The 12,748-nt window shown below is 39.9% G+C and carries 10 protein-coding genes and 1 riboswitch; of the genes, 4 read left to right on the top strand and 6 right to left on the bottom strand.

Translation table 11 applies throughout. The features are described 5' to 3' along the window. Positions 1–36: 36 nt before the first annotated feature. A riboswitch (TPP riboswitch) is annotated at positions 37–129 on the bottom strand. Positions 130–197: 68 nt separating this feature from the next. The 4 genes from B3E00_RS07265 to B3E00_RS07280 all read right to left on the bottom strand — a co-directional run bounded on the left by B3E00_RS07265 (position 198) and on the right by B3E00_RS07280 (position 3,689). Next, a complete protein-coding gene (locus B3E00_RS07265; RefSeq protein WP_293885043.1) occupies positions 198–1,034 on the bottom strand; it encodes a VanW family protein in 837 nt (278 codons plus the stop codon). 276 nt (positions 1,035–1,310) lie between these two features. Further along, positions 1,311–2,054: a dienelactone hydrolase family protein gene (locus B3E00_RS07270; RefSeq protein ID WP_293937903.1), complete on the bottom strand. Its 744-nt coding sequence runs from the start codon at positions 2,052–2,054 to the stop codon at positions 1,311–1,313. 97 nt (positions 2,055–2,151) lie between these two features. Further along, positions 2,152–2,994, bottom strand: coding sequence for an NAD(P)-dependent oxidoreductase (locus B3E00_RS07275; protein ID WP_293937905.1), 843 nt, complete (start codon positions 2,992–2,994; stop codon positions 2,152–2,154). 65 nt (positions 2,995–3,059) lie between these two features. Continuing rightward, complete coding sequence (locus B3E00_RS07280; protein WP_293937907.1) at positions 3,060–3,689, bottom strand: Crp/Fnr family transcriptional regulator; 630 nt, start codon at positions 3,687–3,689, stop codon at positions 3,060–3,062. Between the two features lie 355 nt (positions 3,690–4,044). On the opposite strand from B3E00_RS07280, the gene B3E00_RS07285 reads away from it, so the two are divergent. The 3 genes from B3E00_RS07285 (at position 4,045) to B3E00_RS07295 (ending at position 8,411) form a co-directional block, all read left to right on the top strand. Then, entirely contained in the window at positions 4,045–6,657 is a 2,613-nt protein-coding gene (locus B3E00_RS07285) for a TonB-dependent receptor (protein ID WP_293937909.1), read from the top strand. Positions 6,658–6,757: 100 nt separating this feature from the next. Then, on the top strand, positions 6,758–7,144 hold the full coding sequence (locus B3E00_RS07290; RefSeq protein ID WP_293886201.1) for a hypothetical protein: 387 nt from the start codon (positions 6,758–6,760) through the stop codon (positions 7,142–7,144). Between the two features lie 46 nt (positions 7,145–7,190). Beyond that, a complete protein-coding gene (locus B3E00_RS07295; RefSeq protein ID WP_293937911.1) occupies positions 7,191–8,411 on the top strand; it encodes a tetratricopeptide repeat protein in 1,221 nt (406 codons plus the stop codon). A 58-nt stretch (positions 8,412–8,469) separates the two neighbouring features. On the opposite strand, the gene B3E00_RS07300 is transcribed toward B3E00_RS07295, so the two are convergent. Beyond that, on the bottom strand, positions 8,470–9,309 hold the full coding sequence (locus B3E00_RS07300; protein ID WP_293937913.1) for a prephenate dehydrogenase: 840 nt from the start codon (positions 9,307–9,309) through the stop codon (positions 8,470–8,472). Positions 9,310–9,439: 130 nt separating this feature from the next. Continuing rightward, positions 9,440–10,600, bottom strand: coding sequence for a pyridoxal phosphate-dependent aminotransferase (locus B3E00_RS07305; protein WP_293886198.1), 1,161 nt, complete (start codon positions 10,598–10,600; stop codon positions 9,440–9,442). Positions 10,601–10,867: 267 nt separating this feature from the next. On the opposite strand from B3E00_RS07305, the gene B3E00_RS07310 reads away from it, so the two are divergent. Next, positions 10,868–12,691: an ABC transporter ATP-binding protein gene (locus B3E00_RS07310; RefSeq protein WP_209574794.1), complete on the top strand. Its 1,824-nt coding sequence runs from the start codon at positions 10,868–10,870 to the stop codon at positions 12,689–12,691. Positions 12,692–12,748: the final 57 nt, after the last annotated feature.

Raw genomic sequence — 12,748 nt, forward strand, 5'->3', positions numbered from 1 at the left:
AGAGCGATGGGCTGTGCAGTATAAAGGTATGCTGTACAGTGGATTGTTGCTTTTCCCTACGCCGGTATAAACCGAATCAGGTTCAAAGGGACTATCTCAATTCTATACAGAATACCCCCAAAGCCATCCCAAATTTAAACAAAAAAGTGGACTTTTCATATTAAAAGAGCGTGCATCATCATCATCATGAAAATGAATTACGCCTTTCGGTCGGAACTAATTTCAGTATATTCATCCGGGGTATAAGTAACCCGCGCAAAATTTTTGGTTAAAAGTTCTGTTTCTAAAATCTTTCCACCTTGAAATTTTAAAAACTTCTCGCGCCAGATCTCGTTCTTCCGAAAGAACTGATTGTCTATTTTAAGAAATTGGTGCTCTTTTTCAAATACATGGTACGCAAAATCCAGCTCTTGATCGATTCTCAATTCACCTTCTAAACATTTGTCGGTAAACCACAGATTTATTTGAAAGGTGTAAGGGGTATTGTTAGTGAACTGATAGTCCCGATAATTATAGAATACGGTAGCGCCACTACCGAAAGGTAGTACACGGCCATCGTCGGGAAAAGGATCAAAAGAGTGGTGGTAGCGTTCAGTGACCGTAAGCGGGCTGTGAATGACAAGCCAATGGATGAGATTTGATATTTGACAGATTCCACCACCAATGCCCGCTCGCGCTTCGCCGAAAGAAAGTTCCATTCCCGACAGATACCCTTTTTTTGCGGTAGGTAGTCCTACCAATTTACAAAATGAAAAAGTTTCTTGTGGCCTGATCAGAATGCTCGTGATCTGTGATGCTGCAATTTTCAGATTGGTAACTTTATTGATCTGCAATTGCATGTTGTTTTCGCCCAGTTTCTTTAACAATACAGACTGGTGTTTTTTAACGCGGAAGGGAAGTTTATCAGCTGATTTAACAGCAGCGTATTTTTTATCATCCAACAGCCAAACGGCTTTTCGGTGCATTCTTCGTGCCCATACCGCAAGAAAATATAGTATTGGATGACGTTGACTTATTAGTATTCTTTTTCTCAATTCGACCTTATTTTGCTTTCAAAATTAATCAAGAAATGTATGTGTTCACACTTTTTTTCTCCTTTTTTAAAAGTTTGTCCCGCGATTTGTCACACGATTTGCGACACGATTTGTCCCCTGGTTTTGAGGGCTTGCTATCTTTAGTGATTTTAAAGGATGGGGGATTGCGATGATGCTTTACAACAGCAATATCAAGAAATGAACAATAGTCGGATAGATTTTCAGCTTCGAATTATAATTCATGTGGAGAGATATTGCTGTTGTTCGTGTTGCTAGCTAGTTTAACACTTCTTTCAAAAATAATAACGTATGCGCCCAGGCGCGTTCCGCCATCACTGGATTATACTCTGGCGACTCTGGATTGGTAAAGGTATGTCCAGAATTTGCATAGGTGATTATTTGCCAATCTGCTTTCCCTTGGTTTAATTCCTTGACCAACCCATCGTAATCTTCTTTGGATACACTTTTATCGTCTGCAGGATGCTCAACAAGCACTTTTGTTTTGATAGCACCATTGGGTCTGTCTGCAGATTTGGATAGGCCGCCATGAATACTGACCACTGCATTGACGGGTAAATGCGCTCTTGCGGCTTCGAGCGCGCCGGTACCTCCAAAACAGTAGCCAATGATAGCAATCTTGTTGGGATCCGCTCCTTCTTTTTTTAGTTGTTCTAATGCTAGCGTGATGCGATGCTGATAAGCCTTATAGTCGGTTTTGTAATGTCCAGCTATTTTCGATGCTGCCGTGTTGTCTGAGGGAATGTTCCCTTCACCGTAAATGTCAGCAATGAAAGCAATGTAGCCTTCTTTTTCCAGTTGTAATGCGGCTTGTTTCGCTTCGTTGTCAATTCCCTTCCATGCCGGGAGAATGAGGACAGCTGCTCCTTTTTTTGCCGTATTGGCGGTAATCAATCCTTTGAGTTTTTGCTCACCATCTTGATACGAAATTTGTTTTAGTTCTTGCGCTTGTGAAGTCATGGTAACCATGGTAAGCAGCAATAGAGTCATTACTTTTTTCATATGTAAATAATTTTTCTGTCTATGTATTTGCAATCGTCGTTAGGCTATTATATTTATCCTTTTTGATTGGGTTACCTTTTGCTCTTTGCAACGTGAATCAAGACTTTATAGATTCAATAATGCCGATAACGTCGAGTTGTCCAAAACCGTTTTCATGCGCTTTTCCGTACGTCTCAAGCAGTGCTTTTAAAAGCGGATAATCGGCGCCAGCCTGTTGGGCCAGCCGGATATCTTTTAGCATAAGATCCAGTGCAAACGCTGGAGCATAATTTTCTTCCACAAGCAAAGGTGTTTTCACTTTTGTCGCACCACTGCCACTGGCACTATCGTTGATAATTTCGAGCATTTGCCCCCGATTAATGTCCAATTTGTCTGAAAACAGGATCGTCTCCGCAAGCCCTTGATAAATGGTGGAAAGAAAATAGTTTATGGCAAGTTTAGCCGAGATCCCCTGGCCATTTTCCCCAAGATGTTTGATCGATTTGCCCATTTTCTCAAGGTAAGGTGTAGCGCGATGAACATGTTCTGATTCGCCACCGACCATAATAATAAGGGAACCTTCAGCCGCTGGTTTAGTACTGCCGGCTACAGGTGCATCAATAAAAGCCCCGCCTTTTTCTTTTAATTTCGATGCAGTAGAAATAGAGCCTTCGCGCGAGATTGTACTCATATCGACAAATAGTTTACCCTTGACATTGCAGTGAAGGATTTTTTCATATACATCGTCGACGGCATCATCATTCGTGAGCATGGAAAATATGATATCACTTTGATCGACGAGTTCGGCGATATCTTTTCTGATCAAATGCTCTTCAAAACCCAGTGTCTTACTGCTGTTTCTGTTATAAACAGAAAGCGGAAATCCAGCTTTTTCTAGATTTTTAGCCATGGGATAACCCATATTTCCTAGTCCTATAAATCCTAATTTTTCTATCTTCATCTAAAATAAAAATGATATGAATACCTTTCGAAATTTACTTATAGCTAAAGATACGAATGTTTTGCTCAATCCACTAATACCCTGATTTCGTTCCGAAGCAATACAATTTTATCCTCCTGTTCCAGCTTTTTTAAAATTCGGGAGACAACCACACGGGATGTGTTGAGGTCGGAAGCAATATCTTGATGGGTGAGGGTGAGTATTCGGTCGTCATTCAGTTTTACCTTCGCCTGGAGATAGTTGATAATTCGTTCTTCCATATTAGAGAAGGCTAAGCTATCAATGGCTTGCAACATTTCCTCCATGCGGCTTGAATAGCTTGAGATTATGAAATTTCGCCAAGAAGGATATTTTCCCATCCAAAGATTGACAAGTTCGTTGGGAATCATGGCCACCGTAGTTTTTTTCTCAGCACGTGCACGGATTTCACTCTTTTTATTTCCTAGACAGCAGGCAATTGACATCGTACAGGTTTGACCTCGCTCCAGATAATAAAGCAGCAATTCTCCCTGATCTTCGTCTTCGCGAACAATTTTTATTGCTCCATCTAAGAGCAGGGGCATGGACTTGATATATTGATTGGTATCGATAATGAGATCCCCCTCATTAAATGTTTTTATCTTCGCATTTTTCGCTATCTCCGCGATTAATGACGGTTCAAGAATTCCGCTATAAGCTTGTTGGATTGACAACATATTTTTCAGTTAGTTGAATGTATGTATAATATAACCTTATTAGATTGTTTGCAGAAAAAGCTCTGCTGCAAAATCCCCACGTGAAACTCAAAAAGGTTACTTATTCAAATAAGACAAAATTTTATTCCTGTTAAATTTAGTGTTTTTTCAAAAATATGATGGATACATTGTGTTTATTTTAGCCATTTCAATTATCTGTTGCCCATTTTTTTAGGAAATCCATGTTTTTATAAGGAAGGCTAAAAATATTTTTTTACGTATCGATATACGCCTAGACATCACGCATGTTAAAATTAGTTAAAAAGACAATCAATTCCTAGTTTTGCAGCACAAAAACAAAACAATCACATCTACCATGAAAAAGTCTTTACTTTTTTTTGCCCTTGTCTTTGCTAGTTACGGTGCCGTTCAAGGTCAAACAGCAAATACTGGTTCAGTTTCAGGAGTTGTCAAAGAAGCTACTGGACAAACGGTTAAAGGAGCAACTATTAAAATTATCCACATCCCAAGTGGACAAGTAATAAGTGGCTCAGCCGATGCCGAAGGAAAATTTCAAATTTCAAATCTTCAAGAAGGGGGGCCTTATAAAGTTGAGGTCACTTATATCGGAGAAACGCCAGTTATTTTTGAAAACATCATGCTGAAATCGGGGGAACCGTTGAATATCAATCCAATTTTTACAGCTGGATCGTCAACGAATTTGGATGAGGTCGTTGTTGTTGGTCATGGGGTCATCGATATTGCTGCGGGTAGAAAGACGCCGATTGCTGTTTCAACGATCCGCAAGCAAGATCTGGAAGAGCGGGTTGGAGCGCAGGATATTACTTCCGCATTGGCAAATACGCCTTCCGTTTATATCACTGGCCAGGCAAAAGGGTTTGGTGAGTCTTCTATGACAACCCGTGGTTTTGATCAGTCCAATACCGCATTTCTGTTGAACGGCCAGCCGATCAACGGTATGGACAACGGTAGTGTCTATTGGTCAAATTGGTCGGGACTTACAGATATTGCTTCCTTGGTGCAGATCCAACGTGGGTTGGGATCCTCTAAGTTAGCGATATCCTCTGTCGGAGGAACCGTGAATTACGTAACACAATCCACTGCAATGAAAGAAGGTGGTTTTGTGCGCACAACGGTCGGCAGCGATATGTTTATGAAGGCAACAGTCGGTTACAATACCGGGCTCATGAAAAATGGTTTTGCTGTTTCCGCTATGTTAACGCAATGGTCAGGTAACGGTTATATGGACCATACGGAAGGTGCCGGACAAAGCTATTTCTTGTCCGTTGGATATAAAGCCAACGAAAAACACAACCTGAACTTTATGGTAACAGGTGCTCCACAATGGCATAACCAAGGATATACCTCAAAATTGTCGAACTATCTTGCTAATGGCAGACGTTACAACGACAACTATAAGGATGCAAATGGCGTGATGATGAATGCGCAGAAGAATTTTTATCATAAGCCTGTAGCCAACTTAAACTGGGACTGGACGATCGACGATAAATCATCTTTATCTACCGTTGTATATGCTTCTTTAGCGGCAGGTGGGGGCCAATCTTTGCGGAGTGATAAATACAATACAGGTAAATATTTGGCTGCTGATGTGAACAATCACCAATGGTTTGGTATAGTTTCTAATTATAACCGTAAGCTCTCAGAATCCCTTAATTTTAATGTGGGCTTTGATGTAAGGGATTACAAAGGCACACACTATCGTAAATTGACCAATCCGCTAGGTAATACAAATGGTGTTGTATTAGGTGGTAATGTTAATTTTCCTAACAAACCGCTAGTTACGAACACCTATTCGACAAATCCATGGAAGGCGTTCTCCAGTAAACCTGATTCGCGTGATGAACGTTTAGCTTGGGATTACAATCAGTACATCCGTTATGGAGGTCTGTTTGGTCAATTGGAGTATGCGAAAAATGGCTTTACGGCATTTTTCCAAGGATCGGTTTCTGAACAGCAAAACAAACGTTCTGATTATTTTCAATATACACCGGGTAATGAGGATTCTAAAGACGTGAACAACTTTGGATACAATACGAAAGGTGGTGTAAGTTATACTTTGGGGCATCATAGTATTTTTGGTAATGCAGGGTATTATTCCCGTCAGCCATATCAAAACAATATTTTCATGAATTATGCCAATGATATCAATGAAAATGCCGAAAACGAAAAAATCCTGGGTTTAGAGGCTGGTTATAAATTTGCTTCTCGATTTTTGGATGTGAACGTCAATGTTTACCGCACAACCTGGGAAAATCGTGTTACTGGAAGCTCAAGTTTAGCAACAGCAGATGATGTGAAAAAATATAACCCGACAAACGACCCTGGCATTTTGGTAGAGGGAGCCTATTTATATACAACAAATTACGGTGTTAAGCAGGTCCATAGAGGCGTAGAAGTAGATTTTGAAGCCCGTCCTGTAGAAAAGTTGAGTCTCACAGGATTTTTATCTATCGGTGATTGGAAGTACGATGGCGCAGTAAACTCGGTCGTGCGTAACGATAACCGCATAGAATTGGGACGCTCACAGGTAAACTTGACAGGCGAACATGTTGGTAACGCTGCCCAAACTTCCTATGGATTTGGTGCTAAATATAAGGTGTTTAAGGGGCTATCTGTAGACGCAAATTATAGATATTATGAGCGTTTGTACGCATCGAATTATCGCAGAGAAGTAATCGATGGGCAAACTTATGGGCGTTATCTGAAATTACCGTCTTTCAATCTTTTGGACGCAGGTCTTTCTTACCATCTGCAGGTGAGTGATAAGAACGATATAAGTTTCCGTGTTAACATGAACAATGTGTTGAATAAGTTTTATATTTCTGAAGCAACATCCAGCAACTTGGTCACAGATGTTAACAATTCTTGGAATGGTATAGATACATCCAATTTCGTTTTAATCGGACAGGGTAGAACGTGGAACGCATCGGTGAAATTTACCTTCTAGTAAATTTTACTGTATTTACAAAAAGCTCACAATATTTTGTGAGCTTTTTTTGTTTTTAAATAAAAACTTAATAATTTTAGGTGATCTAATTGTCAACCTGATGTTGCATAAATTAATTTGTCTGGAAAGTTTACAGATCGGTACTATCTATTTTTCTGCTTTTGTCGTTAATCTGGATGGTGGAAATACTGGCTTTGCTTTATTTATTAACCAGGAAAATGATCCAATCTTTATTTTTCGAAAAGAAAAGCACAATGAGGTTTCCTTCCATGTGAATGAAGAGCAATTCTTCTGGATTGTTAAAAATAGTCAATTTACACCCGTTGAACGTCAAAACTTTTTTGCCGAATTTGTCGAATTTTTGCGTTTGATGGAAGAAAAAGTTTCCAATTATGTTTTTAAAAAGGAAAAATTAATCCGGTTTACCAATTCAAGAGATATTATCCGTTATAAATATTTGTACCTAACCGGAGAAATTCATGGATAAGAATATCTAAATAGGGGAACTGATCGCTGGTTAAATTTCTTTTGTAATGAAATTTAGCTTAGTTTTGAGTATGAAGCATATGTTTTCAAATCTAGCTGTTATTCTTCAAAACAATACTCTTGTGGAATCAGATTTTACACTGCCAGTACCCATCCTTCTTGCTAAGTTTTCTTTTTTGCCCATTGCTTCGTTTTTTTCTCAATCTTGTCCGCCTTTTCCGTCTGATTGGCTTTCTGCAGTTGGCGATCGCGCTCTTCGATGCCTATTGGAAGGGTTTAATATTGGTATCCTTGGAAACGGTAATCCTGTTGCTTTGTTTGAGGAGGCCATTGACTTGACTAATCACGCGCTTGCCTATAGCTACTTGGGACTTTATTATGTTAAGATAGGGACTTATGATAAGGCCATTGCAACGTTCACTAATGCTATCGAGCACTTTCCAGAAGAACCATTTTTCTATGCCAGCCGTTGTTTAATCTACAGACAGATCGAGGAAGATGAGGGGGCATTTTATGACTATCAGATTGCGAAGAGACTGGATTTTAATTATCATAGTGTATTGGAATGGCAGGAAAATCAGGCTGAATTAACTTACTTCGAAGCTGAAAACCTGGTTATTCAGGAGCTGGAATCAAAATCTCAACAGCTAAGTATAGATGAGATAAATTCACTGGGGCTTGAATATGTTCATTCCTATAGCTATCTAAAGGCGATCAATCTTTATTCCTGGGCTATTGTTAATTCTGAGAGTAGCGATAGTAATCTTTTTGTTTTCAGGGGAAGTTTGTACCTGAAATTGACCTGTTTTGAATTGGCATTGTTTGATTTCAATCAGGCCATCGCTCTTGATAAGAACCGAGCTGCTGCTTATATATTTCGCGCAAAAGTTTTTGAATCTTACCGCAATTACCAGAGTGCATTGCAAGACTATGCTCAGGCAGAAGAAATCGATGGTAACTCGTCAATTGTGTATGAAGAAAGAGCCTCTTTATTCGAGCGTTTGGGTAATTTTAAGGAAGCATTACTGGATTTTGACCGCCTTGTAAGCCTCAATCCGGAAGATTTTTATGTGTATTCATTGCGAGCCGATCTGAATGAAAAGCTCGAGAATTTTACGGAAGCGCTGGCAGATTATTCCAAAGCGATCGATCTGAATCCATATTATTCTGATTTGTATTCTTATCGTGCCGCAATTCGCGAAAAATTGGGTGACGCTGTCGGAGCGAGAGCAGACTTGGATAAGTTCAATGAATTTGAAGATGAATAAACAAGGCCGACCTGAGTAGGGGCCTTGTTTATGCGCACTGTTTTCTAGTGATAAACCCTTATTTGATAATCCTTTTTATTTTATTGGAACGGGTAATGAGTTTGTGTAATTTGTCATAGTCCTCTGTGGCAATAGCGTCATGCAAGGATTGAAGTTGCTTGATATGCTCTTCGAGCACTTCGAGTACGTTTTCTCGATTTTGCTTGAAAATAGGTGTCCACATATCCGGTGAGCTTTTGGCCAGACGAACGGTGGATTCAAATCCTGAGCCTGCAAGTTCGAAAATACGTCCTTGAGATTTTTCTTTTTCCAATACCGTTAAGGCAAGTGCAAAAGAAGTGAGATGGGAGATGTGGGATACATAAGCGGTATGTACATCATGTTCATCGGCATTCATAAAACAACTTCGCATCTCCAGTTGGTCCGTAATAGCATCGGCGATCTCGAACGCATCCTCATCGGTTTTAAAGGCTTCGACATATACCATCATTTTGCCTTTGAACAAGCCGGCTACAGCTGCTTCCGGTCCCGAATATTCTGTTCCGGCCATTGGATGGGCTGCTACATAACGCCCCCGGTTAGGATGATTCTTAATTTTATGGAGAATATTTGTTTTCGTTGATCCCATGTCAATGACGACTTGATCGGTGACCAGATCCAAAATTTGAGGAACAACATGTAAAATGGCATCGACAGGAATCGTAAGCACCAATACTTTACACCTTTTAATCGCATCCTCTAAGCTTGCCGTTTCGTCAATGAAGCCGATATGCATTGCTTTATCTAAGTTCTTCTGACTTTTATCTACACCGATGATTTTGTCGCAGAATTTTGTTTCTTTTAGGCGAATGGCAGCCGATCCGCCGATCAAGCCTACGCCTACAATGGCAATGTTCATATGTAAACAATTATATTAAGCCTATAAGTGTTCAAGGGTTATACATGAACACTTATACCTTGGTTGTGTGTTGATCAATTATACTAATTAAAATTCTACGCTTTTTTAAGGCTTCCAGACATTAAAGGGGTTAGAAATTATCTTGAATGCGCTGTATTGATTCTTTGAGTACCGCTACTGTAGCGCAGAGACTGATGCGGATGTATTGATCGCCTTTATCTCCGAAAATTCCCCCAGGTGTGATGAATACGCGTGATTTCTCCAAAACAGCGTCGCTGAGCGCATACCCATCTTTATATTTTTCGGGGATACGTGCCCAGACAAACAGGCCTACCTGGTCTTTTTGATAGGAGCAGTCAAGTAAATCCATAATTTCATAAACCTGTTGACGTCTTTCGGCGTAAATTTTGTTTAGATCGGCATACCAGGATGCATCAAGTTGTAAGGCTTTTGCAGCCGCCAGCTGAACAGGTAAAAACATACCGGAGTCCATGTTGCTTTTGAAACGCAGCACTTGATTTATACGTTCTTCGGCACCGACAAGTACACCAATTCGCCATCCGGCCATATTGGAAGATTTGCTCAGGGAATTCAATTCAATGGCCACGTCTTTCGCACCAGGCATGCTCATAATGCTTCTTGGCGTATCCGTTAAAATAAAGCTGTATGGATTGTCGTGGCAAATCAGGATGTTGTGCATTTTGGCAAATTGAATCAGTTCCTGATAAAATGCATCAGGCGCAGAGGCACCGGTTGGCATGTGGGGATAGTTTATCCACATCAATTTAACCTTTGACAAGTCCTGTTTTTTGAGCTCATCCAAATCAATAAGCCAATTCTTCTCTTGCGTTAGGTTATAGGTAATCGCTTCGGCACCGCTCAGCCGTACGGCTGCAGCGTAAGCGGGGTATCCAGGATTGGGGATAAGCGCTTTATCTCCTTCTTGAAGATAAGTCATGCAGATGTGCACAATCCCTTCTTTTGATCCAATTAAGGGGAGTATCTCTGTGTTTGGATTAAAAGTTGCATGATAATAACGTTGATACCAATCCGCAACGGCTTGTCGTAGGGCAGGAGCACCTTTATAATTTTGATAGCCATGCGCATTTGGGAGTTGGGCATTCGTACTTAATGTCTCGATTACCTCCCGATGCGGGGGCAAATCTGGACTTCCGATTCCTAGGTTGATCACGCGCATACCCTGTTTATTTAAATCATCTATTTCCCTTAATTTTTTGGAGAAATAATATTCTTCGGTGTGCTGCAATCTTTTGGCAACGTCTATTTGCATTTTATTTTACTAAATATGGTGTTTGAATAAGGCTAAATTAGGGAATTATCCATTAAAATGAGATTTTTTTATCGATTTTTCAAGCAGAGCAGGTTGAACGCTTTTGTTCTTTGGATGCAACAATTTTATAGTCACTTAACACGATAGGTGCTTTTCTTGATTAATTTGTTATTTTTGTTCAATTTCCTCCATAAAAATCTGAAAGGAAGAGGAGAGATCGACGAGTTACTTTTTTGTTGAAGAGTAGTTTGTCTAAGTTGAAATTAAATGAAAACATATTTTAGGCTCTTATCGTTTGCTAAACCCATTGAGAAATTTGCAATCCCATATGTAATTTTCACGCTGATCACGGTTATTTTTAGTACATTAAATTTAGCATTGCTTGCTCCATTACTCCATACACTTTTTAACGCTGGTAATACGACCGTCGAAGCGGTAAAACCCGAGACTTATACCGACATTCTCGCGTGGTTTAATTACTATGCAAGTGTTGCCAATAACCAGCTTGGAGCCTATGGTGCGTTGAAATACGTGTGTATTGTTATTGTAATTTCAGTTTTTATCAGCAATCTGTTTCGTTATTTCTGCCAACGTATCATGGAAAACTTTCGCATTCATACTTTACTCAAATTGCGCAGAGCGGTTTTTGATAACGTGATGGATCTGCATGTTGGCTATTTTACGGGGCAGCGAAAAGGGGATATTGTGTCTAAGGTTGCTTCAGATGTACAGGTGGTGCAATATTCTGTTACAGGCACTTTACAAGTTGTTTTTAAAGAGCCTTTGCAGCTAATAGCCTATATTGTCATGCTGTTTAACATTTCAGCACAATTGACATTCTTTTCGCTCTTGGTTATTCCCATCTCTGGGTTTTTTATCGCTAGGATTGTTAAAAATCTCAAAACTCAGGCCCATGCTGCTCAGGAATCTTATGGAAATATGATATCCTATTTGGATGAAGCGTTGTCTGGCATCAAAATAATTAAAGCTTTTAATGCGGTATCGTTTATTAAGAACAGGTTTCATAATGAGAACGAACATTATGCGAATATCGGACGCGCTATGGCTAAACGGCAACAGTTAAGTTCACCCGTTTCTGAATTGCTTGGCGTTATTATGGTGGCAATTATTCTTCTGTATGGAGGTCATTTGGTCCTTTCAGGCGACAAAAGCTTGACCGCACCGGAGTTTATTGCCTACATCGCTATTTTTTCACAGGTCATGCGTCCTGCAAAAGCTTTAACAGATTCTTTTAGTGGTATCCACAATGGTCTTGCCGCGGGTGAACGGGTTTTGGAACTTATTGATGAAAAGACTGAAGTCAAAGATTCCAAAGATGCCAAACTTGTTAAAAGCTTTGAGAAAAGTATCGTATTTAATCAGGTGAGTTTTTCGTATAGCCAAGACAAAGAAATCTTACAGCATATTGATTTAACGATAGAGAAAGGGAAAATCGTTGCATTGGTAGGTCCTTCAGGAGGTGGTAAATCGACTTTAGTCGATTTAATTCCGCGATTTATGGACGTTACGGATGGGCAGATTCTCTTTGATGGTACAGATTTAAGGGCGTTAAATCAGGATTCTTTACGGGATATGATCGGTGTAGTCAATCAGGAATCTATTTTATTTAATGATACGATCTTTAACAACATTGCTTTTGCCAATGTTTCTGCGAGTCAGGAGGAAGTAGAAGCTGCTGCACGGATTGCGAATGCGCATGAATTTATTTTAAAAACGGAGCATGGTTACCAGACCAACATCGGCGATAGGGGCGGCAAATTATCAGGTGGTCAACGTCAGCGCATATGTATTGCGCGAGCCGTCTTAAAAAATCCGCCAATCATGCTACTCGATGAAGCGACTTCCGCTTTAGACACTGAATCTGAGAAATTGGTACAGGACTCTCTTTATAAATTAATGGATAATAGAACAACAGTTGTCATTGCGCATCGCTTAAGTACCATTCAGAATGCAGACAAAATTGTGGTTATTGAAGCGGGGAAGATTGTAGAGATGGGCAGCCATAGTGAGCTGATACAGCGCGAAGGATTGTATCGGAAATTAATCGAAATGCAACAATTTACGGATTAGGCCACTTTTTAAGCGCTTTGTCAAATTAGTTGTTGTCACATTTTTTTATTATAACTT

The sequence above is a fragment of the Sphingobacterium sp. UBA5996 genome (genome assembly GCF_002429765.1).
GTDB lineage: Bacteria > Bacteroidota > Bacteroidia > Sphingobacteriales > Sphingobacteriaceae > Sphingobacterium.

What these genes read in the sequence shown, in the direction of transcription:
- B3E00_RS07270 (WP_293937903.1), bottom strand. Translation starts at nt 2,054, where the DNA reads ATGAAAAAAGTAATGACTCTATTGCTGCTTACCATGGTTACCATGACT.
- B3E00_RS07300 (WP_293937913.1), bottom strand. Translation starts at nt 9,309, where the DNA reads ATGAACATTGCCATTGTAGGCGTAGGCTTGATCGGCGGATCGGCTGCC.
- B3E00_RS07285 (WP_293937909.1), top strand. Translation starts at nt 4,045, where the DNA reads ATGAAAAAGTCTTTACTTTTTTTTGCCCTTGTCTTTGCTAGTTACGGT.
- B3E00_RS07295 (WP_293937911.1), top strand. Translation starts at nt 7,191, where the DNA reads ATGAAATTTAGCTTAGTTTTGAGTATGAAGCATATGTTTTCAAATCTA.
- B3E00_RS07280 (WP_293937907.1), bottom strand. Translation starts at nt 3,689, where the DNA reads ATGTTGTCAATCCAACAAGCTTATAGCGGAATTCTTGAACCGTCATTA.
- B3E00_RS07275 (WP_293937905.1), bottom strand. Translation starts at nt 2,994, where the DNA reads ATGAAGATAGAAAAATTAGGATTTATAGGACTAGGAAATATGGGTTAT.
- B3E00_RS07290 (WP_293886201.1), top strand. Translation starts at nt 6,758, where the DNA reads ATGTTGCATAAATTAATTTGTCTGGAAAGTTTACAGATCGGTACTATC.
- B3E00_RS07305 (WP_293886198.1), bottom strand. Translation starts at nt 10,600, where the DNA reads ATGCAAATAGACGTTGCCAAAAGATTGCAGCACACCGAAGAATATTAT.
- B3E00_RS07310 (WP_209574794.1), top strand. Translation starts at nt 10,868, where the DNA reads ATGAAAACATATTTTAGGCTCTTATCGTTTGCTAAACCCATTGAGAAA.